Annotated in this window: 19 protein-coding genes, 1 tRNA gene and 5 pseudogenes; 15 read left to right on the top strand and 10 right to left on the bottom strand. The window is 65.7% G+C overall.

All coding sequences use genetic code 11. The features are described 5' to 3' along the window. Nucleotides 1-130: 130 nt before the first annotated feature. From FXF75_RS14690 to FXF75_RS14655, 9 genes and pseudogenes are all read left to right on the top strand, one after another. On the top strand, nt 131-2317 hold the full coding sequence (locus tag FXF75_RS14690) for an elongation factor EF-2 (RefSeq protein WP_163522590.1): 2187 nt from the start codon (nt 131-133) through the stop codon (nt 2315-2317). A 148-nt stretch (nt 2318-2465) separates the two neighbouring features. Continuing rightward, nucleotides 2466-2603, top strand: a complete 138-nt coding sequence (locus tag FXF75_RS14685) for a hypothetical protein (protein WP_163522589.1) — start codon at nt 2466-2468, stop codon at nt 2601-2603. A gap of 145 nt (nt 2604-2748) precedes the next feature. Next, on the top strand, nt 2749-3291 hold the full coding sequence (locus FXF75_RS14680; protein WP_163522588.1) for an amino acid-binding protein: 543 nt from the start codon (nt 2749-2751) through the stop codon (nt 3289-3291). After that, nucleotides 3288-3617 (top strand): annotated as a pseudogene (locus tag FXF75_RS23510) (homoserine dehydrogenase); the annotation flags it as partial. The gene FXF75_RS14680 and the pseudogene FXF75_RS23510, both read left to right, overlap by 4 nt. Next, nucleotides 3591-4255: pseudogene (locus FXF75_RS14675) on the top strand (hypothetical protein). The pseudogenes FXF75_RS23510 and FXF75_RS14675, both read left to right, overlap by 27 nt. A 194-nt stretch (nt 4256-4449) precedes the next feature. Beyond that, entirely contained in the window at nt 4450-5718 is a 1269-nt protein-coding gene (tuf, locus tag FXF75_RS14670; protein WP_163522587.1) for a translation elongation factor EF-1 subunit alpha, read from the top strand. Nucleotides 5719-5721: 3 nt separating this feature from the next. Then, nucleotides 5722-6030, top strand: a complete 309-nt coding sequence (rpsJ, locus tag FXF75_RS14665; RefSeq protein ID WP_115864703.1) for a 30S ribosomal protein S10 — start codon at nt 5722-5724, stop codon at nt 6028-6030. A 235-nt stretch (nt 6031-6265) separates the two neighbouring features. Next, nucleotides 6266-6892 (top strand): rhomboid family intramembrane serine protease, encoded by a 627-nt coding sequence (locus FXF75_RS14660; protein ID WP_163522667.1) that lies wholly within the window; start codon nt 6266-6268, stop codon nt 6890-6892. Nucleotides 6893-6988: 96 nt separating this feature from the next. Then, nucleotides 6989-7060 (top strand) — tRNA-Ala (locus FXF75_RS14655). Nucleotides 7061-7396: 336 nt separating this feature from the next. On the opposite strand, the gene FXF75_RS14650 is transcribed toward FXF75_RS14655, so the two are convergent. The 3 genes and pseudogenes from FXF75_RS14650 to FXF75_RS14640 all read right to left on the bottom strand — a co-directional run bounded on the left by FXF75_RS14650 (nt 7397) and on the right by FXF75_RS14640 (nt 11456). Further along, on the bottom strand, nt 7397-7972 hold the full coding sequence (locus FXF75_RS14650; protein WP_163522586.1) for an SHOCT domain-containing protein: 576 nt from the start codon (nt 7970-7972) through the stop codon (nt 7397-7399). A 419-nt stretch (nt 7973-8391) separates the two neighbouring features. After that, nucleotides 8392-8787: a hypothetical protein gene (locus FXF75_RS14645; RefSeq protein WP_163522585.1), complete on the bottom strand. Its 396-nt coding sequence runs from the start codon at nt 8785-8787 to the stop codon at nt 8392-8394. A 211-nt stretch (nt 8788-8998) separates the two neighbouring features. Next, nucleotides 8999-11456, bottom strand: a pseudogene (locus tag FXF75_RS14640) (glycoside hydrolase family 3 N-terminal domain-containing protein). A gap of 301 nt (nt 11457-11757) precedes the next feature. Between FXF75_RS14640 and FXF75_RS14635 the strand changes: the two are divergent. From FXF75_RS14635 to FXF75_RS14625, 3 genes are all read left to right on the top strand, one after another. Next, complete coding sequence (locus FXF75_RS14635) at nt 11758-12729, top strand: oxidoreductase (protein ID WP_163522584.1); 972 nt, start codon at nt 11758-11760, stop codon at nt 12727-12729. Between the two features lie 90 nt (nt 12730-12819). After that, nucleotides 12820-13215 carry a DUF5611 family protein gene (locus tag FXF75_RS14630; protein ID WP_163522583.1) on the top strand — a complete coding sequence of 132 codons (396 nt, stop codon included), beginning with the start codon at nt 12820-12822 and terminating at the stop codon, nt 13213-13215. Nucleotides 13216-13288: 73 nt separating this feature from the next. Further along, nucleotides 13289-13702, top strand: a complete 414-nt coding sequence (locus tag FXF75_RS14625) for a GNAT family N-acetyltransferase (protein WP_163522582.1) — start codon at nt 13289-13291, stop codon at nt 13700-13702. 34 nt (nt 13703-13736) lie between these two features. Here FXF75_RS14625 and FXF75_RS14620 read toward each other — a convergent pair whose 3' ends face one another. The 3 genes and pseudogenes from FXF75_RS14620 to FXF75_RS14610 form a co-directional block, all read right to left on the bottom strand. Beyond that, nucleotides 13737-14096 carry a NifU family protein gene (locus FXF75_RS14620; RefSeq protein WP_163522581.1) on the bottom strand — a complete coding sequence of 120 codons (360 nt, stop codon included), beginning with the start codon at nt 14094-14096 and terminating at the stop codon, nt 13737-13739. Then, complete coding sequence (locus FXF75_RS14615; protein ID WP_163522580.1) at nt 14093-15598, bottom strand: LVIVD repeat-containing protein; 1506 nt, start codon at nt 15596-15598, stop codon at nt 14093-14095. The genes FXF75_RS14620 and FXF75_RS14615 overlap by 4 nt, the downstream gene beginning before the upstream one ends. Nucleotides 15599-15646: 48 nt before the next feature. Further along, a pseudogene (locus tag FXF75_RS14610) lies at nt 15647-16623 on the bottom strand (ROK family protein). 133 nt (nt 16624-16756) lie between these two features. Here FXF75_RS14610 and FXF75_RS14605 point away from each other — a divergent pair. After that, a complete protein-coding gene (locus tag FXF75_RS14605; RefSeq protein WP_163522579.1) occupies nt 16757-17152 on the top strand; it encodes a hypothetical protein in 396 nt (131 codons plus the stop codon). Between the two features lie 13 nt (nt 17153-17165). Here the strand turns inward: FXF75_RS14605 and FXF75_RS14600 are convergent, their stop codons facing one another. Next, entirely contained in the window at nt 17166-17615 is a 450-nt protein-coding gene (locus FXF75_RS14600) for a universal stress protein (protein ID WP_163522578.1), read from the bottom strand. 108 nt (nt 17616-17723) lie between these two features. Between FXF75_RS14600 and FXF75_RS14595 the strand changes: the two are divergent. Further along, a pseudogene (locus FXF75_RS14595) lies at nt 17724-18463 on the top strand (SDR family oxidoreductase). A gap of 52 nt (nt 18464-18515) precedes the next feature. On the opposite strand, the gene FXF75_RS14590 reads toward FXF75_RS14595, so the two are convergent. Beyond that, a complete protein-coding gene (locus FXF75_RS14590; RefSeq protein ID WP_163522577.1) occupies nt 18516-18977 on the bottom strand; it encodes a hypothetical protein in 462 nt (153 codons plus the stop codon). A gap of 116 nt (nt 18978-19093) precedes the next feature. On the opposite strand from FXF75_RS14590, the gene FXF75_RS14585 reads away from it, so the two are divergent. After that, entirely contained in the window at nt 19094-19756 is a 663-nt protein-coding gene (locus FXF75_RS14585) for a nucleoside monophosphate kinase (protein ID WP_163522576.1), read from the top strand. Between the two features lie 5 nt (nt 19757-19761). Here the strand turns inward: FXF75_RS14585 and FXF75_RS14580 are convergent, their stop codons facing one another. Then, nucleotides 19762-20853 (bottom strand): geranylgeranyl reductase family protein, encoded by a 1092-nt coding sequence (locus tag FXF75_RS14580; protein WP_163522575.1) that lies wholly within the window; start codon nt 20851-20853, stop codon nt 19762-19764. 64 nt (nt 20854-20917) lie between these two features. Continuing rightward, on the bottom strand, nt 20918-21412 hold the full coding sequence (locus FXF75_RS14575; protein WP_309221827.1) for a hypothetical protein: 495 nt from the start codon (nt 21410-21412) through the stop codon (nt 20918-20920). Nucleotides 21413-21449: the final 37 nt, after the last annotated feature.

Here is a 21449-nt window from a genome sequence, read left to right as displayed (position 1 = left end):
CACATCGCTCGTGGCGCGAACTCACGAGAGTCAGACTCGCTTCGCGCGTGATTCACCTCGTCAATCGCTCACACGCTCACTCGTGGCGAAACACTACGCTTTTCAACTTCCTTCGGGTAGAAGACCCATAATGGGAAGACGAAAGAAGATCGTCGAACAGTGCGAGCGACTGATGGACGAACCGGAGAACATCCGGAACATCGCTATCGCCGCACACGTCGACCACGGTAAGACCACGCTGACGGACAACCTTCTGGCCGGTGCGGGCATGATTGCCGACCAGGGTGAAGCGACCCAACTGATGATGGACACCGAGGAGGACGAGCAGGAACGCGGCATCACCATCGACGCCGCGAACGTGTCCATGACTCACGAGTACGAGGACACCGACCACCTCATCAACCTCATCGACACGCCGGGCCACGTGGACTTCGGTGGCGACGTGACCCGAGCGATGCGCGCCGTCGACGGCGCGCTCGTGGTGGTGGACGCGGTCGAGGGCGCGATGCCCCAGACCGAGACGGTCCTCCGACAGGCGCTCCGCGAGGGCGTCAAGCCCACCCTGTTCATCAACAAGGTAGACCGCCTCATCTCGGAACTCCAAGAGGGTCCCGAGGAGATGCAGCGCCGCCTGCTCAGCGTCATCGACGACGTGAACGAGCTGATTCGCGGCATGACCGAGGAGATGGACGACATCGAGGACTGGACGGTCTCCGTCGAGGAGGGCACCGTCGGCTTCGGGTCCGCGCTCTACAAGTGGGGCGTCTCGATGCCGTCGATGCAGCGCACCGGGATGGACTTCGGCGATATCATGGAACTGGAGCGCGCCGACAAGCGTCAGGAACTCCACGAGCGCACCCCGCTCTCGGACGTCGTGCTCGACATGGTCTGTGAGCACTTCCCGAACCCCATCGACGCCCAGCCCCGTCGTATCCCGCGCATCTGGCGCGGCGACGACTCCTCGGAACTCGCCGAGGGGATGCGTCTCGTCGACGAGGAAGGCGAAGTCGTGCTGATGGTCACCGACATCGGTGTGGACCCCCACGCCGGCGAAATCGCCGCGGGTCGCGTCTTCTCCGGCACGCTGGAGAAGGGCCAAGACCTCTACGTCTCCGGGACGGCCGGAAAGAACCGCGTCCAGAGCGTCGGCATCTACATGGGTGGCGAGCGCGAGGAAGTGGACCGCGTCCCCGCCGGGAACATCGCGGCGGTCACCGGTCTCAAGGACGCCATCGCGGGTTCCACCGTCTCCAGCGTCGAGATGACGCCGTTCGAGTCCATCGAACACATCTCGGAACCGGTCATCACGAAGTCCGTCGAGGCGAAGAACATGGACGACCTGCCGAAGCTCATCGAGACGCTCCGGCAGGTCTCCAAGGAGGACCCGACCATCCAGGTCACCATCAACGAGGACACCGGCGAACACCTCATCTCCGGGCAGGGTGAGCTTCACCTCGAAGTCATCACCCAGCGCATCGAGCGCAACCAAGGTATCCCGGTCAACACGGGCGAACCCATCGTCGTCTTCCGCGAGGCGATTCAGGAGCCGACCGACGTCATCGAGGGCATCTCGCCGAACCGTCACAACCGGTTCTACATTCAGGCCCAGCCGCTCACCGACGAGATTATCGAGAAGATCCAGCGCGGCGACGTGTCGATGGACATGCCCGAGCAGGAACGCCGCGAGGCGCTTCAGGAAGCGGGCATGGGCAAGGACATGTCCCAGAACGTCGAGCACATCCACGGGACCAACATCCTCATCGACGACACGAAGGGTATCCAGCACCTCAACGAGACGATGGAACTCGTCATCGAGGGTCTCGAAGAGGCGCTCGACGACGGTCCGCTGGCCGCCGAACCCGTACAGGGGACGCTGCTCCGTCTGGAGGACGCGAAGCTCCACGAGGACACCATCCACCGCGGTCCGGCGCAGGTCATCCCTGCGGTCCGTAACGCGGTCCACAACGCCCTCGTTCAGGGCGAGGTCCGACTGCTCGAACCGATGCAGGACGTCCGCATCGACGTGCCCAACGAGTACATGGGCGCCGCCTCCGGCGAGATTCAGGGTCGCCGTGGCCGCGTCGACGACATGTACCAAGAGGGCGACCTGATGGTCGTCGAAGGCATCGCGCCGGTCGACGAGATGATTGGCTTCTCCTCGGACATCCGGAGCGCCACCGAGGGCCGCGCCTCGTGGAACACCGAGAACGCCGGCTTCGAGGTCATGGCCGACAACCTCCAGCGCGAGACCATCATGGAGATTCGAGAGCGCAAGGGCATGAAGCTCGAACTGCCCGAAGCTATCGGCTACTTCTAACGCTCCGCGTCTCTCGCGCCTCTTTTCTTCGCTCTGCGTCTGTTTCTCACCGCGTTCAGGCCGACCCTGAGTCACGACGCCGCTCGCCGTAACTCGCGTAGGCGGTGTATAATCAAGCCATTTGGTAACGCACGTCTCGTTCCCGGATATGCTCTCGGTCGTCACACTGGTGTGGGTCGGTCTCGTCATCTTCCTCTGGGTCGGCGTCGTCGCTGGCATCTGGGCACTCGTGTCGGCGAGCAGCGACTCCCCGCCCGAGGTTTCGAGGACGCCTACCAACGAGTAGTCGCTCCGTCGTTCGCCTCGGCCGACGACCGGTCCGAGTCGCGTCTCTGATTGCGTTCGGCGCAGGACGGCCCTGCCTCGAAACACTGGTGAGTATTGCGACCGCCTGAAGCCTTATGCTCACCCGCGCGTGAGAGAGGACCAAGATGAGTGACGACGCGAGCGCCACCGACCTGCGGGCGTACACCGTCCGCCTCGAACTCGTAGACGAACCCGGTGAACTGTTGGGCGCGCTCGAACCCATCGCGGCCAACGGCGGCAACCTGCTCTCGGTGTTCCACGAGCGCGGGTCGCTCACACCGCGAGGACACATCCCGGTCGAGGTGGACCTCGAATGTCCGCCCGACCGGTTCGACGCCCTCGTCGCCGACCTCCGCGAGGCGGGCGTCAACGTGATTCAGGCGGGCGCCGAACGCTACGGCGAAGAGGTGTCGATACTGCTCGTCGGCAACGTCATCGAGACCGACTTCTCCGAGACGCTCTCGTCCATCGAGTCGAAAGCCGACGCCTCGGTCTCCGACGTGTCGCTGTCCGCGCCCGGCGGAACGAGCGAAGTGGCCAGCGCTCGCCTCCGACTCGCGACCGAGACCGGCGCGACCGGCGAGGTGGTCACCGCGGTGCGCGAGGTGGCCGACAGGAAGGACCTTCGCGTGGTCGAACCTCTCGCTGAACTGGAGGGGTCGGCGTGAAACTGGCAATCCTCGGTGCAGGTGCAGTCGGCCGGTCGGTCGCCGACCTCGCGGGCGAGTACGGTCATCGCGTCACGGCGTTCGCCGACTCGACCGGCGCGGCGGTGGACGACGACGGCATCGACGTTGCCGCGGCGCTCGCCGAGAAAGACGAGAGCGGGAGCGTCGGTCGATACGCCCCCGAGGACGCGCTCGACGCCGAGTACGACGTGCTGGTCGAAGCGACGCCGACGACCCTCGGCGACGCCGAACCCGGATTCGGTCACGTGCGCGCGGCGCTCGAACGCGATAGCCACGTCGTGTTGGCCAACAAGGGACCCGTCGCCGAGCGGTACGCCGACCTCCGCGAACTCGAACGCGACAGCGAGGGGAAGGTCCGATTCGAGGCGACGGTCGGCGGCGCGATTCCGGTCCTCTCGACAATCGAGAACTACGGTCCGGACACCATCTCGGCGGCGCGCGGCGTCCTCAACGGGACCGCGAACTTCGTCCTCACGCGGATGGCCGCCGAGGGACTGGGCTACGAACACGTCCTCGCGGAGGCTCAGGACCTCGGCGTCGCGGAGGCCGACCCCTCCTTCGACGTGAACGGCACCGACGCGGCGCTCAAGTGCGTGATTCTGGCGAACGTCCTCGGCGACCGCTCGGGCGACTCGTCGCGCGGCGGCGCGTACTCGCTGGACGACGCCGACGTCGAGGGAATCGCGGAACTGCCGGGCAACGCCCTCGAACTCGCGGCCGAAGACGGGCGGACGATTCGACTCATCGGCGAGGCCACGCCCCGGGGCGTCCGGGTCGGACCGCGACTCTGCCCGAGAACGGAACCTTGGCCGTCTCGGGCACGCGCAACATCGTCCAACTGGAGACCGACCACGCGGGCCGACTCAACCTGAGCGGTCGCGGGGCGGGCGGTCCGGAGACGGCGACCGCCGTCCTCGCAGACGTGAATCGACTTCGGGACTGAGTCGTTCGGCGACTCCGACGCCGGTTCGTTTCGGTCGCTACTCACGATTGATTTCCCGGCGTTCCCCCAAAATCGTGCGATGGTCTACCAATAACCGCGGTACGGCGCCGGGGTGGGTAGCATACCGTATCGAAATGGTTTTAACCGCTTCTGCCAAAAGATTCCGACAGAGCGCGTCTGCGCGTGAGATACAAATGAGCGAAGACAAACCGCACCAGAACTTGGCCATCATCGGCCACGTTGACCACGGAAAGAGTACGCTGGTCGGGCGACTCCTCTACGAGACGGGGAGCGTACCCGAGCACGTCATCGAACAGCACAAGGAAGAGGCCGAGGAGAAGGGCAAGGGCGGCTTCGAGTTCGCCTACGTCATGGACAACCTCGCCGAAGAGCGAGAGCGCGGTGTCACCATCGACATCGCCCACCAAGAGTTCGACACCGACGAATACTACTTCACTATCGTCGACTGTCCGGGCCACCGCGACTTCGTGAAGAACATGATTACGGGCGCGTCGCAGGCCGACAACGCCGTCCTCGTCGTCGCCGCCGACGACGGTGTCGCGCCCCAGACCCAGGAACACGTCTTCCTGGCCCGCACCCTCGGTATCAACGAACTCATCGTCGGCGTCAACAAGATGGACGTCGTCGACTACAAGGAGTCCACCTACAAAGAGGTCGTCTCCGAAGTCAAGGACCTGCTCAAGCAGGTGCAGTTCAACACCGACGACGCCGAGTTCATCCCGATTTCGGCGTTCGAGGGCGACAACATCGCCGAGCGGTCGGACAACACCGACTGGTACGACGGCGAGATTCTGCTCGAGGCCCTCAACAACCTCGAAGCCCCCGAACCGCCGACGGAAGCCGACCTCCGACTCCCGATTCAGGACGTCTACACGATTTCGGGCATCGGTACGGTCCCGGTCGGACGCGTCGAGACGGGCATGCTGAACACGGGCGACAACGTGTCGTTCCAGCCTTCCGACGTGGGCGGCGAGGTCAAGACCATCGAGATGCACCACGAAGAGGTGCCCAGCGCGGAACCCGGTGACAACGTCGGATTCAACGTCCGCGGCATCGGGAAGGACGACATCCGCCGTGGCGACGTCTGTGGTCCCGCCGACGACCCGCCGTCGGTCGCCGAGACGTTCACGGCCCAGATTGTCGTGATGCAGCACCCGAGCGTCATCACCGACGGCTACACGCCGGTCTTCCACGCCCACACGGCGCAGGTCGCGTGTACCATCGAGTCCATCGACGCGAAGATTGACCCCTCGTCCGGCGAAGTCGCCGAGGAGAACCCCGACTTCATCCAGTCCGGTGACGCCGCGAAGGTTACCGTCCGACCGCAAAAGCCGCTCAGCATCGAGCCGGCCTCGGAGATTCCGGAACTCGGTAGTTTCGCTATCCGCGACATGGGCCAGACCATCGCGGCCGGTCAGGTCCTCAGCGTCAACGAGCCATAACGCATGCAGCAAGCACGCGTCCGACTGGCGGGAACCAGTCCCGAAGACCTCGACGACATCTGTGACGACGTTCGCGAAATCGCGAACAAGACGGGTGTCTCGCTGTCGGGTCCCATCCCGCTACCGACCAAGACGCTGGAGGTACCCACCCGCAAGTCCCCCGACGGTGAGGGGACCGCGACGTGGGAACACTGGGAGATGCGCGTCCACAAGCGTCTCATCGACATCGACGCCGACGAACGCGCGCTCCGTCAGCTCATGCGGATTCAGGTTCCGAACGACGTGAGCATCGAAATCGTCCTCGAGGACTGAGCGACGAGGCGTTCGCCTCGTTGCTGTCAGTTCGAGGAAGTTCGCACCCGCCGTTCGACCGGCGGCCCTTCTCAATTTCTTCGCTTCGACCAGCCGCGCACGCGCGACGCAAACGCTCCCCGGTCTTTTTGACCGCGCCGGACGAATCGGCGTGCGTGCAGCGGCCGAGACGAGCGGTTCGACGACGTTTCGCACCGACGACCAACCGGTCTCTCGCTCGCGGGAGGCGTCCGTCGTGAGCTACCGGTACGACGAACCCGAGGGTGCCGAGCGCGAACGGTCGGGAGGACTCGCCGCCAGCCCGACGGTCCAGACGCTCGCGGTGTTCCTGCTGGTCTTCGCCGTCCAGACCGTCGTCGGGGTCGTCTCCAGACGACTCGCGGTCGGGTTGTTCGTCCTCGCGCCGCCGGTGTCGGTCCGGCCGTGGACTCTGCTCGCCAGCGTCTACGCTCACGCGAATCCCACACATCTCCTCTCGAACGCCGTGGTCCTCGTGCTGGTCGGCTTCGCCGTCGAGCGCGTGACGTCCACGTGGCGCTTCCACGTTTTCTTCGCCGGCGTCGGGATGCTCGCGGGTCTCTCTCAGGTGGCGGTCACGGGACTACTCGGTCGGCCGACTCCGGTTCTCGGTGCGAGCGGTGCGGTCTTCGGTCTGCTCGGTTACTTGCTCGCGGGCAACCCCGTCACCGACGCGGTGTTAGGACGACTTCCGCTGAGTCCTCGGGCGCGCGTCGCGCTCCTGTTCGCGGTGGCCGCGGGCGCGACGCTGCTCACCGCCGCGCCGGGCGTGGCGCTGGTCGCTCACTTCACCGGCTTCGCGCTCGGTCTCGTTGCCGGCCGGGTCAGACTTCTCCGAGTGTGACGCGCGGACGTTACTCGTCGCGGAAATCGGTCCGCCGCGCCCGCCCCGAAACATAAGGTTCTAATAAGTGGGCGCGTTACGAACTACTGCGTTCGAGGGCTCGTAGATCAGCGGTAGATCGCTTCCTTCGCAAGGAAGAGGCCCTGGGTTCAAATCCCAGCGAGTCCACTTTCTTTCGTTCACTTCGTTCGTTCCAGTCAGCGGACTCGCTGACTTCGCGAACAACCCCCGTTCGCTCAGTCCCAGCGAGTCCATCAGAGTTTCGCGACGCGAGGAGGTCATTGCTAGTCGCGTATTCGCAATTACTCCGGGTTCTTCGGCGGTCTCACACGATTGCCCAAAGCGTCACGAGCGAGGGTGACAACGAATCTGGCGCGTCGGCACTCCGAACGGAACGCCGATTGACTCTCGTTGTTCCGTCCTGCTGACTCTGATATCTATGTAACACACTTACCGTAGGAGCGGGGGAAAGCGACCGACTGTTCGCGGTCGGAACACCGAATTTTACAAGTCGTCGAGCATCTCCTTCTTTTTTCTCTCGTACTCGGCGTCGTCTATCAAGCCCTCGTCGTGCATTTGAGAGAGTTCCGCCAAGCGCTCGGTAGTTGAGGGCGTCGTTTCCGTGTTCGACGCTCCTCCTTGCAAATCGTACATGCGCTGTCGAATGTGCTCGGCGGCGGATTGACGCCTCGAAGGGAACATGGGAAATGTAGCCTTTTGCCCACCAGAGTGGATGACTGTTAGATTATCCTCGGTCCGTATTTCGCTTATTTTCTCGAACGGGACTCCGTAGTGGTGTTCGGTGGAATAGAAAAACACTCGACGGTCGGTTACGACTGTCGTCTTCATCCATCCTTCTTTGTACCGGGGTAACTCTCCTATTTGATGCGGCCCTTCTTCGTATCGCTCGATGAAGTGTGGTTGTTCTCCCTCGTCCAGATGAGAGAGGATGGAACGATACTTCGACTTCGACAGTAGTCCCGTTCTGACTTTGCCGCTATCAGTCAGGAGTTCTTTACCGACGGAATCGCCTTTTGCGGCTTCCACTATATTGTCGATATCTGTCTCTTCTCTCTCCATAGTGAAACAAATACTAAGGAGAGTACAAAAACTTCCCCCAATAGTAGTAATTACTCTCCGAGTAATCAAAACTAGACAACACGAAACGGACCTCCGACGAATCCCTTCTGTCTGGTTGTCCATTTCACTCAGTGGACTGTCCCCGGTCGGGGTAGTCCGAGGTTCGTCACGGTTGCTGTCGCCGGGCCACCAAACAGATGGGACGGTTACCGCGGGTGGCTCCGGCCCGTGATATTGCCCGGCCTTCCGCTTACAGTGCGATGCGACCCGTCGGATTCAACTCGTCTCGGGCCACTACGACTCCGTCGGTCACGAACAGCGCGACAGTGACCGGTCTCCTCAGGAGTTCTCCGAGTCTGACACTCCTTCCCGACGAGCGACGCAGAACGCGACTCCGCCGAGTGCACGTCCCCTTTCGCTTACGAGTCTTCCCATGTCGGGAGTCCTCCTTGCTCTATCCACGCCTCGACCGCATCGCCGAGGTCGAACAGGCTATCTCTCGCAGAGGCTTCGATAGAGACGAACACGCCGAAATGCCCGGCGACTGGAAATTGGAGCGCAATCGCATCGTCCATCTCACAGATGATTTGTCGAACCTTCCCCGCGTGGGTTACGTCCGCCAGTTGCTGCTTCCCGAGCGCGAATACGATGAGTTCCCGCCGAAGCGTCTCTATCTCTGCGGGCGTGTACTGTCGGTCGAGGTCCTCGCGGAGGTACAAGTGTTCGAACCCGGTCTCTGTGTAGACTGCGGCTATCCGTAGCGCGTCGCCGACTTCGCTTCGACATCGCTCCGTAAGTTCGAACGACTGAGTCATACCAACGGTACGGTCTCCTCGCCATTGGTTGTGGTTGTTTACCACGCCCGGGGAACGGTCGAATGGAAGATTAGATTCGAACGGTCGGTCTACTGACCCCCACGTTCGCTTCCGATGCGATAGGACCCTCGACCGCACTGCGAGTGTGAGAGTCGGTCGGACCGCCGACCCGCTTCGACCGAAGCGTCCGACCGTGAACTATCCTACCGCGTCACTCCGAATCCAACCCCGTTTTGAAGCGCGTGAACACGTCGCCGAGACCCTTCTTCCCGTTCCCGCGACCGCGGCCCCTGCCCGACCGTCCGTGGGTGATACTCGAATCCGTGACGCTCCCGGTCCGCTGAACCGACAGCGTCGCGGTCGGGCCGTCCTGCCCGACCGTCAACTCGTAGTCGCCCGCTTCGACCACCTTGGAACGGAGCGCCAACACGTCGTCGGGCACGACTTCGAGCGCAGAGAGGTCGAGTTCGACCTCGACGCGCTCGGTCTGTCCGGGGTCCAGCGAGACGCGCTCGTAGCCCATCAGTCGGCGTCTGGGCTGGAGGACCGACCCGTACGACTGGGTGTTGTACACCTCGACGACGTGGTCACCGGCCGCGTCGCCGGTGTTGGTCACGTCCACGCGAGCCGTCACGCTCGACTGCTTCGACGGGTCCGAGACGCTCCCCGGTGAGACCGACACGGTTCCGTACTCGAAGTCGGTGTACGAGAGTCCGTGACCGAATTCGTACAGCGCCGTGTTGTCGGTCCCGCTCGTGGTCGTCGGCGGCGCGCGGTCGTACTGCACCGGCACCGTGCCGACGTTCCGGGGCCAACTGAACGCGAGTTTGCCCGACGGGTTGTACTCGCCGACGAGCGCGTCGGCGATGGCGACGCCGCCGTCGCTCCCCGGTTGCCCGGCGAACAGCAGCGCGTCGAGCATGTCGTGTGTCTCGGGCGACCCTCGCGGACTCCCGGCGAGCATGACGCCGACGATGGGGGTGTCGTCGCCGGTCTCCTCGTTCACGGCCGTCAGAAGCTCTCGCTGCGCCTCGTCGAGTTCCAAGCCGTCTCGGTCGCCGAACCCCTCGTTGTGCGGTCCCTCGCCGAGGACGACCACGACCGCGTCCGAGTCCGGCGCGGCCGACCGCACCTTGCGCTCCTGTTCGTCGGTGAAGTCGAAGTTGCCGTTCGCGTCGGTCTGCTCGCCGGACCACCATCGCTGGTTGTCGAACGAGGTCGGGACGTGGGTGACGTTCGCGAACCGGTCGCGGAGTTCGTCGGTCACGAGATTCTGTCGCGGGAACGGCCCGCCCTCGCTCGGTCCCTGCCAGCCGAGCGTCCACCCGCCGTGTTGCATCAGCGGGCGAGTGTTGTTGCCGTTCTCGTCCACGCCGGGACCGGTGAGGAGGACGTTCTCGCTCCCCGACAGCGGGAGAGCGTCGTCGTTCGTGAGGAGGACGAGCGACTCCTTGGCGAGTTTCTCGGAGGTCTCCTGCGCCCCGCCCAGCGCGTCCGATAGCCGGGTCTCGTCCACCGTCGGCTGGTCGAACAGGCCGAGGTCCGCCTTGAGCGCGAGAATCCGCCGGACGGCGTCGTCGATGCGCTTGCGCTTTATCTCGCCGTCCCGAACGAGGCTGACGACCGTGTCGATGTACTCGACCGGACCCGGGGCCGTGCCGCCGTCGCCTATCATGTACATGTCGATGCCGGCGTTGATGGCCTCCTTGGTCGCCTGCCGGAAGTCGGGCGCGTAGTCGTGGTTGCTCAGCATCCGGTAGATGTCGTCCCAGTCGGAGACGATGACGCCCTCGAAGCCGTACGCCTCTCGCAGCACTCGGGTGAGTAGCCAACTCGACGCGTGAGCCGGTTTCCCGTTGATAGCGCCGCTGTTGACCATCACCGTCCCGGGTTCGGCGTCGAGCGCCTCTCGGTAGGGCGGGAGGAGGTTCGTCCGGAGGTCGCGCAGCGAGGTGTCCGCGGGCGCGCGGTCGTTGCCGTTGTTGGGAATCGAGTACCCGGCGAAGTGCTTGACCGTGGACGTGAGACGGTCGGCGCTCTCCAGCGCCTCGACGCGCGCCCGGGAGACCTCGCCCTCTATCGTCGGGTCCTCGCTGATTCCCTCGAAGAACCGGCCCCAGCGCGGGTCGCGCTGGAGGTCCGTCGTCGGCGCGAACGTCCAGTGGGCACCCATCGCGGCCGTGGACTCGGCGGTGTGTTTCTCGGCCTTTCGGACGAGGTCCGCGTCCCGCGCCGCTCCCATGTTCATGCGCTGGGGGAGCGCGGTCGCGCCTTCGAGCAGTCCGTTTCCGTGCGTGGCGTCCACGCCCCAGAGGAACGGGATGTCGTGGGGCGCGTTCTCCAGATTGTACTCCTGTAGCGCGTTGATTCCCTTCACGACGGTCTCGCCGTCGAAGGACGGCGGCTCCGCCCCGCCCGACAGGACGCTCCCGACGCCGAGGTCGGTGAAGAGTTCGCCGACCGTGTCCACTCCGAAGTTGTCGGGCACGTTCGACTCGTCGGGGTCGGGTTCGAACGAACCGATGGCCACCTGCGTCATCTGGGCGACCTTCTGTTCGAGCGTGAGTTCGCGGAGGCGTTTCTCGACGTTCACGCCGGTTCGTGCGGCGACGCACTCCGCGCTCGTCCCCACCGCCGCGCCCCCCCGCGGCGGCCCCGGTGGCCTTCATGAACGTTCGCCGGGACGACTTCGACGCGGGTACGCCGTCGTCCGCCGAACGCTCTGATTCGTTCTGTTCTACTTCTGTATCGGATGAATCACTCGACATGAGTCTGTAACTAATATAATTCACACTTGAGTTAAGATTTTTGTAATCATAATTGATAGGAGTGAAATGGACAGTCTTTCAGCTCCGGCCCGGTCTCGACCCCGACCCGGCCCGCGAATCCGGCGCATCGCTGAGGGGCGTCAGACGCGCGTCGTACGGCGAAACACAGGCTTTACCACACATGAACGTAAGGAAAAGCACGATGAGTCTCAGGTGTTCGCTCCTCGGTCACAGTTACGGGGAGGCAGAAATCGAACGGGAACGCGAGGAGCAGGGCAGCGAAGTCGTGGTCACTGTCCGGGAGTTCGAGGAGTGTGAGCGGTGCGGCGACCGGAAGGTCGTCACCGAGAACAAGGAAGTCACCGCGCTCGACTCGCCCACCCCGGACCTCGAATCCGCGGAGTCGTCGGCGGGGGCGAGCGCAGGGGCCGGTGGGGGTGCAGACACGAACGCGGAGTCCGACGTGAGTGTCGCTCCCGAAGCGAGTGCCAGTCCCGACGTCGGAGTCGATGCACCCGCGGACGGAGACGACGCCGAAATCATCGGGGGGTCGTCCGACTCGGACGAGTCGTCCGAGTCGGTCGCATCCTCCGCGTCCACGTCCGCCGACGCTACGGACACCGCCACTGATACCGCGGACGACTTCGACTCGTCGCAGTCCGCGGCGGACGACGACGGCGTCATTCTGGACGACGACGACGAGGACCCGACCGAGGGCGACCGCACGCCCGGCGAGTGGCCCGACGCCGAAACCACCCACCCGGCGGAGACCGAACGGAGCGGGTCCGGCGAGTGGCCCGCCGTCGGCCGAGAGGACGAGGGATACGACGCCGAACCCGACGACGGTTCCAACGCCGACGTGGAGTTCGGCGGCGGACTCACGCCGGAGTCTGCGTCGGGCGTGGCCGACGACGAGACGGAAGAAGTCGAGTTCGTCAACGCCGACGGCGACACGCTCCGGGCACAGGACGGTGCCGAGCGCACCACCGAACTCTCGTCGGGCATCTCCGCTGGCGCGGAAGCGCCCTCGCTCTCGGGTCCGGCCGACGGTCCCGACGTGGACGCCGAGTTCGTCTGCCCCGAGTGCGACTACCGCGCCAGCGTCGCCGGGTCGTCGCTCCGCGCGGGCGACATCTGTCCCGAGTGCGCTCGGGGGTACCTCGCGCAGGAATAGAAAGACGGATTAAAGCGAACGAAACGTCGGATTCAAGAAGGAGAACGACGCGAAAAGGGTTTACACCATCCTGTCCAAAGGGAGATTACCATGAAAGAGTACAAGATGCGACGCGGCGAACACCTGGAGGACCGTATCCCGGACATGGAGGCGAAAATCGAGGAGTACTTCGGTGAAATCACCGGCACCGAGGAACACAACGGACACGAACTCTACGTGGTCGGGGACCCGGACAACCCCGTCTTCGAGAAGATTCTGGCCGGTGCCGCCGAGTACAGCGGCAAGAAGGACAAACTCGCGGTCCACTTCGAGGAGCGCGACGCCGAGGAGGTCATCGCCGAGGGGAACGCCGACGCGGCGGCCGACGCCGTGGACAAGAAGAACAGTTTCCTGCTCGAAGCCACCGGCCGGGACGCCAAGGCCCGCCGCGAGTCCATGAAGCGACAGGTCGAGGACGACGCCGAGACCCCTGACGGCGTCTCGTAATCCCGGAACTCCGGTCGTACCTCTCTCTTCTCTTCGATAGCGTTACTTTCGAGCGGCCGCTATCGGTCTCTCGATGACCTATCGACTCAGCGAGGCGGTCCCGTCGCCCGACGAGTACGTCGCGCTCCGCGAGGAGGCGGGCATGGGGCGACGAACCGAGACGGCCGCCGAGCGCGGTCTGGGGAACGGCGTCCACGCCGTCACGGTCCGCGAAGCGGCGACCGGCGAACTCGTCGCCATGGGTAGACTCGTGGGCGACGACGGCTGTTTCTACCAACTGGTCGATATCGCGGTCGCCCCGGACCATCAGGGCCGGGGTCTCGGGACTCGGGTCGTGACGGCCCTGCTCGACCACCTCCGCGAGAACGCGCCCGAGTCGGCCTACGTCAGCCTCGTCGCCGACGTGGACGGGTTCTACGAGCGATTCGGATTCGAGGACGTGGCTCCCGACTCGAAGGGGATGTCGCTGACCGTGGACGACCTCTAGCGACGCCCGTGACGCAGAAGCGAGCGGCGACGCCTCAGAAGTGGTCGCTGTTGGGCGACCCCTCGCCGCGGCCGCCCCGGCCGCCCTCGTTGCGGTCGATGCCCATGACGCTCTCGGGTTGGTCGATGTCCCAGTTGCCGGTGCCGTCGTCGGCGACCCGGACGGTCACGTCTTCTATCTCCTCGAAGTCCTTCGCGAGGTCTATCTTGATGTTCTGGGCGGTCCGCGGACTGATGGCGCATCCCGAGCAGGCACCGCCGAGTTCGACGACGATTTCGCCGCTGTCGGGGTCGGCCTTCTGGACGGCGCTCTCGCCGCCGTGCATGCTGATGATGGGCATCTGGCCGGTGAGCCACCGCTCGACGCGCGCCTTCAGAGAGTCGTCGTCGGTCATTGTGATGGAGTAGGGGCGACGGGGTGGTAGGACTTTGGGTTCAGTTCCGGGTCTCGCGCCACGCGCCCGCCCCGAGGAGCGCGGCGAGTGCGGCGGGAACCCCGAATCCGGGGACGCCCCCCCGCGCTCGAATCCGAGTGGGACTCGTTCGTGGTGGTTTCGCCGGAGAAGGCGGCCTGTTCGGTCGTCGTCTCGGTCGGCGTTGCCGTCCGAGTCGTCGATTCCTCGGCGGTCGGCGTTAGCGACGGTGGGTCCTTCTGTGGGCTGTTCGTGGCGTCCTCTATCGGGAATGTGTAGAGACCGCCTTTCCCGTTCGACCGGCGGCCCATGCTACTGGCGACGAAGAACTGCGGCGTCGTCCGCTTGGCGGTCCAGAAGGAGGTCTGCTCGGGTTCGCGCCACCACGCCAACCGCTCGGGGTTCGCGGGGTCCGAGATGTCGTGAATCTTGACGCCGCCCTGATACCACGAGGTGAACAGTCGGTCGCCCACGATGTCGAAGTTGTGTGAGGTGGTCCACGTGCCGCCGACGGTGGGGTCGGGCGAGGGCGGTGCGTCGATGGTCGAGAGTCGCCTCGGGTCGTCCACGTTCGAGACGTCCCACAGTTGGACCGACCCCGGACCGCCCTGTCCGTCCGCTTCCCACGCCTCCTTGTTGATTCCCAGCAGCGTTCCGTCGTCGTTCGCCATCGCGTAGTGGGCGTTACCGGGGAGTCTGATGACCTGCGCGCGCGCCTGCTCGGCCGGAACGCCCCGGAGTTCTTCGAGAGGTCGGCCCCCGATTCGGGTCAGGAACTGCGGGTTCGCGGGGTCGCTCACGTCCACCACGTACGTTCCGGCGTCCCAGTGGGGGAGGTACGCCCGACCGTCCTGCACCCACACGTCGTGGAGCGTCCAGAGACCCGAGGGGACCTCGGTCCACGTCTGGTCGCGGTCCGCGGGCGACCAGCGACCGACCTCCTCGGGCGTCCCGTCGCTCACGTCCACCATGACGAGCGCGTTGGTCTCGCTGCCGTTGCCGGTGAGATAGACGATACCGTCGCGGACGAAACAGTTGTGAATCGGGAACTCGGTCTCGTAGAACGCGACCTGCTGCGGGTCGGCGGGGTCGCTCACGTCGTAGAGGAGGAATCCCTGTAGCACGTCGCCCTGTATGGGATTAGCCGGTCCGGCGGCCACCAGTCGGTCGCCGTCGACCTTCACGTCCTGAATCATCCGGAGCGGTCCTGTCTCGCGGTCCGCCAGCAACTCTCGCTTCTCGAAGACGACCTGCGGTTCGCTCGGAATCTGTACGTCCACCGTGGCGAACCCGCCGGTCGTGGCGACGTAGGCGAACTTCCCGCTCGGGTCGGGGACGGCCTCCTTCGCGTTGGTTATCGAAACGCTCCCGAGCGGCCGGTACGGTCCGGGATGCGCCGTCGTCGTCTCGGCCGCCGACGCGACCCCCGCCGAGGCCAGCGCGACTGCCCCCGACACTCCCCGCAGAAACTCGCGGCGATGCATGGCTGTATTCACGGGGCGGAGGCGGATAAAAGGTCCGCGAGCGGCGACTCAGACCGCCGAACTGGTTCGGTCGCCCGTGCCGCCGGTCAGGGCGCTGGCGATGGCCCCCTTCAGCACCACGTCGTCGCCGAGGTTGGTCAACTGCACGTCGGGAACGTTGTTGAACACGAGGTCGTCGAGGCGCTCCCGTATCGGGTCCACCACGAGTTCCTCGTTCTTCAGTGCCACCGCACCGCCGACGTAGACGACCAGCGGCGCGTACGCCTGTGCGACGTTCGTGATGCCCAGCGCGTTCCAGTGGGCGAGTTGCTCCACGACGTGGTCGGCGAACTCGTCGTCGCCCGCCGCCTCGAACACGTCCGCCGCGGAGAAGTCGGGGTCGTCGAGGGGGAGTTCCGTGTCGAGGTTCCCGGCGTCCTCGGCGAGCAACCCGGCGTACTCGGGGATGTTCTCGCCCGAGCAGTACGCCTCCCAGTGGCCCTCCCGGCCGCAACCGCAGGTGCGGCGGCCCCGCGGGTCAACGACCATGTGTCCGACCTCGCCCGCGTTACCGTCCCACCCCGAGAGGACCTCCCCGTCCACGCAGACGCCGGCACCGATGCCGACGAGATGGTCAGGTACACCATGTCGTCGGGGTTGCGGTCGCTGTAGTATCGCTCGCCGATGACGCCCGCGATGGTGTCGTTGTGGAGGTACACCCTGTCGCTGTCGATGAGTTGCCCGACCGGTCCCGTCAGCGGGATGCGGTCGATGGTGTCCGGGAGGTTCGCCGGGTTCTCGACCACGCCCTCCGCGAGGTCCAGCGGTCCGATAGAGCCGATGCCCGCCGCGCGTATCCGGGTCGGGTCGATGTCGGCGTCGGCGCTCGCCTCGCGGAGACACTCTAACACGGCCTCCGTGACTGCGATGCCGGTCGGACCGTTGGGCGTGTTCGCGCGGTGGACGCTTACCACGTCCCCCTCGTCGTCGGCGACTGCCGCCCTGACGTTCGTCGCGCCGAGGTCAACGCCCGCGTAGTACGCCATTCACCCCGGTAGGACGGCCCGACCGCACTTAACTACAAGCATTTACTCGGGGTCGAGTATGCTACTGAGTCGCGAAGTGCGGTCCAAAATCGGCCGCGATAGCGTTATCTCTCGCCAGATGGTAACGTGAAACATGGGTTCTGACAACACTGATTCCGACCTCTCGGACGCGGAAGTCGAGGCGCTCCACGAAGTCGAACTCGGGGTCGAGTGGCTTCACCGCGCCCACGGCCAACTCGTCCAGTTCCATCACGCGACGGGTCACGCGATGGACCACCTCGCAGAGGCGGAGGACCGCCTCCGCGAGGCCGGGTACGACCGACTCGCCGACTCGCTGCGCGACGACCTGCTCCCCCGCGGCGTGGTCGGCGACACGTGGTCCTACGGTGTGCTGGAGGCGTTTCAGGACGGGCCGCTGGCCGAGGCCCAGCGATTCGGCACCGACGCCCGCGAGTCGGTCGCGGACGGTCGCCGCCACGTCGCCGAGCGCCGTCAGGAGCGCGAGTGGAAGGGCCGGTCCCGGGAGTGACTGCGAACGGAACTCAGTCGCCCCGAACGAACGTGACGGGACAGGGCGCGTTGAGCATCACCTCTTGGGCCGTACTGCCGAAGACGGCCTTGCCCGTGGGCGAGCGCTTGCGTCCGCCGACGACGACGAGGTCCGCGCCGACTTCGTTCGCCAACTCGACGATGGTCTCGCCGTGTTCGCCGACCCGTCCGCGCACGTTGTAACTGACGTTCGCGTCGTCGAACTCGTCGGTGAGTTGCCTGACCGTGGCGTGGCGCGAGGCCACCTCGTCGGGGTCGATGTCGCCCATCGGGTCGTAGTCGAGTTGGCTCACCACGCCGTCGAACTCCTCGTCGGTGAAGACGTGCGCGAGGACGACGTTCGACCCCGCCGGTCCCGCGACGTCGATGACCGTCTGGGCCAACTCCTCGGTTCGTTCGGCGTCGCCCGGTCCGACCGCGAGCAGTATGGTTTCTAGTGCCATACCGATTCTTTTACCGTCTCGATATTAAAGGGTACGTGACCGTGACGATTTTCGCGGTCCCGACTCGAAGCCTCAACGTAGAAATACGCCGACCACGAACCTCCGGGCGTGATTCGACCCGACCTGAGCGACCGAACCGCGCTCGTGACGGGGAGTTCGAAGGGCGTCGGCCGGGAACTCCTGCTCGCGCTGGCCGACTGCGGCGCGTCGGTGGCGGTCCACTACCGCTCCAGCGCCGACGCCGCCCGAGCGGTCGCGGACGCCGCCCGCGAACGCGGCGCGCCCGCGACGACGACCGTGCAGGGCGACGTGGCCGACCCCGACGACGTGGAGGCGATGTTCGCCGCGGTCGAGACCGAACTCGGCGCGGTGGACGTGCTGGTGAACAACGTCGGTCCGTTCGCACCTGACCACTGGGAGGACATCTCCTTCGAGGAGTGGAACACCGTCCTTCAGGCCAACGTCAACGGCACCTACCTCTGCTGTAAGCGCGCACTGCCGGGGATGCGCGACCAGTCGTGGGGTCGCATCGTGAACATCGGCTACGCCAGTTCCGAGAAGGGACTCGTGGACCCGAAGAACGCGCCGTACTTCATCGCCAAGCAGGGCGTGCTGATGTTCACCCGGATGCTCGCCAACGACACCCAGCACGACGGCATCACGGCCAACGCCGTCTCGCCCTACGTGGTCGAGAACTCCGACGAGTTCCCGGAGGACCTCCCGCGCGGCGTCCGGCTGACTTCGAGGACGTGACCCAAGCGGTGCTGTTCTTCTTGGAGGAGGGGAGCGACTACATCAGTGGTGAGAACGTCGAGGTGGACGGCGGGTGGTTGCCCGAGAGCGTGTGAACCGGACGCCGGACGGAGGCGCTAACTAAGAGGCCGGGCGGAGTCGAGCGGTTCAGACGATGGCCACGCGGACGTAGTACCACGTCCCGTCGTACCTGACCGCCCGCGGCCGCGACTCGTCGTAGAACGAGAACGGGGCCGTCTCGTCTGGACCGAACTCCACCGACCCGCCCGAGAGGGCCTCCTCGAAGACGCGCTGTCTGTCCGCCGGGAGGTCCTCGAAGGCGACGGTCTGATTGTCCGGCCATTGCGCGTGTCGGCTCTGGTTCTCGAACGCCACGACCGAGACGAACTGACTCCCCTTCGGCGGCGCGTCGTCGGTCCGCGTCGAGGGCGGGTCAGGACTGGTCGTCGGGTCGTCGGTGGTCGTCGCGGTACTCGTAGTCGTGGCGGTTCCGTCGGCAGCGTCGGTAGTCGGGGTCGTCCGCGTCTCGTCTCCGCCGGGTGCCCCGCCGACGCAACCGGCGAGGACGAGGAGGACCGCGAGCGCGAGGGGACCGAGTCGGGCGTCCATACCGGTCGGCTTCCCGACCGGCGAGTAAGTGCTTTGTGTCGGAGTCGGTCGGTTTCGGTGGCCGTCGGGCGGCCGACGGCGAAAACCCACAAGGGAACGCGTGACGTGGTCACCGTGTGAGCCAACCGTACGCCGTGGTCCTCGGTCCACCGGCCGCGGGGAAGAGCACGCAGGCCCGCAGGCTGGCCGACGAGTTCGACGTCGAACTCGTGGACGTCGGCGAAGTGCTGCGGGCGAACGAAGCGATGGAGACCGAGTTCGGGACGCCGGCAGAGTACATCGAACGCGGCGAACTGGTCCCGGACCCGGTGACCAACGAGGTAGTCGGCGAAGTCCTGACGGGTACCGAGGGGGCCGTCCTCGACGGCTACCCGCGGACCCTCGGACAGGCGGCGTTCCTCGACGGCATCGCGGAACTCGACGTCGCGGTGTTCCTCGACGCGTCCGAGGAGACGGTCCTCGCTCGCGCCACCTCCCGGCGAGTCTGCGAGGAGTGCGGCGAGGAGTACCGCGTTCCGCCGGACGCGTCGGTAGCGGGCCTCGTCCCCTCGGACACGCCGGAAGCGGAGGGCGAGTGCGACGAGTGCGGTGCGACGCTGGTGCGCCCCGACGACGCGACTCCGGCGTTCGTCGAGGACCTCCTCGCCGAGTACCGGGCGGAGACCGCGGAGGTGGTGGAGTTCTACCGCCAGCGGGGACTGCTGACCGAGGTGGACGCCGAGCAGTCGCCGGACGAGGTGTGGCGGGACGTCCGCGACGCCGTCGCGTCGCAGGTGTGACGCGCTCAGGACCCCGACAGCAACTTCCGGAGGTGCTCCTTCGAGAAGAAGGAACTCGGCTTGTCCATGTGGACGCCGATTTCGCCCGAGAACGCCGACAGTCCGGCCTTCTGGACGCTCTCGGGGAGCGAGTAGCACTTCCGGATGTAGTGTCCCAGTTGTATCTCCGTGCTCAACTCCTCGCGCCACGCCTCCTCGTAGTCGGCCAGCGTCTCCGGGCGCTCGGGGTCGATGACCTTCGCGGCGTGGTCGGCGGCGGTCATCCCGTAGAGAATCCCACCACCGGTGAACGGCTTGGTCTGGGCGGCCGCGTCGCCGACGAGAAAGCCCCGCTGACTCGTCACCGTCTCGGCCGGGCCGACCGGAATCATCCCGGCGCAGAAGTGACTCGTCTCCGCGTCGTACTCCGCGGTGAACGCCGAGAACAGGTCGTTGGCCGAGGGGTCGGACCCCGGCGGGGCCGCCAGTCCGTACTCGACGCCCGCGTCGCCCCGCGGGATTCGCCACGCGAAGAACCGCGGGGCGGTGAGGTGGACGTCCACGTAGTCGCCGGGGTCGTCCTCCTCCGAGAACGCGAGGACGCCCTGTAGCTTCTCGCCGGGTTCGGGCAGGCCGAGTTCGCTCCGCACGCGCGAGACCGGGCCGTCGCACCCGGCGACCATCCTCGCCTCGAACGTCTCGGTACCGTCGGGCGTGCTGGCGGTCAGTTCCACGCGGTCGCGCTTCTCCTCGACCGACGAGACGCTGTGGTTCTCCCGGAGGTCCGCGCCCGCGTCGCGGGCGGCCTCGGCGAGCGTCCGGTCGAGACCCACGCGGTCGATGACGTTCGAGACGACCTCGCGCTTGTAGAAGGGGTAGTCGTCGCTCCCCGGCCCGCCGACGTGGAAGCGCGCGCCGTACACCTCGTTCTGGAGGAGGTCCTCGCGCGCACCGTCGGGCGTGAACTCCCAGACGTCGGTACTGACGTGGCCGGAACACGCCAGCGGCTTGCCGACCTCTCCGCGTTCGACGGTCAATACGTCGTACCCCCGTTCGGCCGCCCGTCGGGAGAACCGCGACCCGGCCGGGCCAGCCCCGACGACTGCGAAGTCGTACATCGGTGGGGCGTACGACTCGTTCGCTCAAGTAATCACCGCTCTGTGCCCTCGACACGCCGTCGGCCTACCGCTCCACGTTCGGTGGAGTCTCCTGCTGAGCCAACTGTCGCCGCCGCAGGTAGTGGGTCGCCGCCGAGAGCGCGAACGCCGCGACGATGAGAATCCCCCAGATTTCGTCGGGAATCGCGTCGAACGGCGGGACCCCGAGCAGGTCTCCCACGACCAGAATCGCGCTCACGACCGAGAGGGCGAGGTAGTACCGAATCCACGGAAACTCGTCCTGCGGTCGGAGATACCCCTCCAGTTGGGCCGCGTTCTCCGATAGCTCTACGACCCCGCGGTTCTGGTTGTAGTCCACGATACCTGCGTCCGCCAGTTTCGGGAGATGCGTCTGATACAGGGAGGTGTAGACCGATTTGCGCTCGTTGGCCGACAGCCCCTCGATGGTCGTGTCGTTCTCCCACGCCGCGACCTGCTCCGCGAGTTCGCTCAGCTCGACCGGCCGCTCCTCCTGCTTGAGGTAATGTAGCGTGTACCGCCGTCGCCGGTTCTTCAACACGTCGAAGATTAAATCCTCGGACAGTGTTTCTTGTCCC

Source organism: Halorussus sp. MSC15.2, from assembly GCF_010747475.1.
Lineage (GTDB): Archaea > Halobacteriota > Halobacteria > Halobacteriales > Haladaptataceae > Halorussus.
This window is presented reverse-complemented; position numbering and strand designations above follow the sequence as displayed.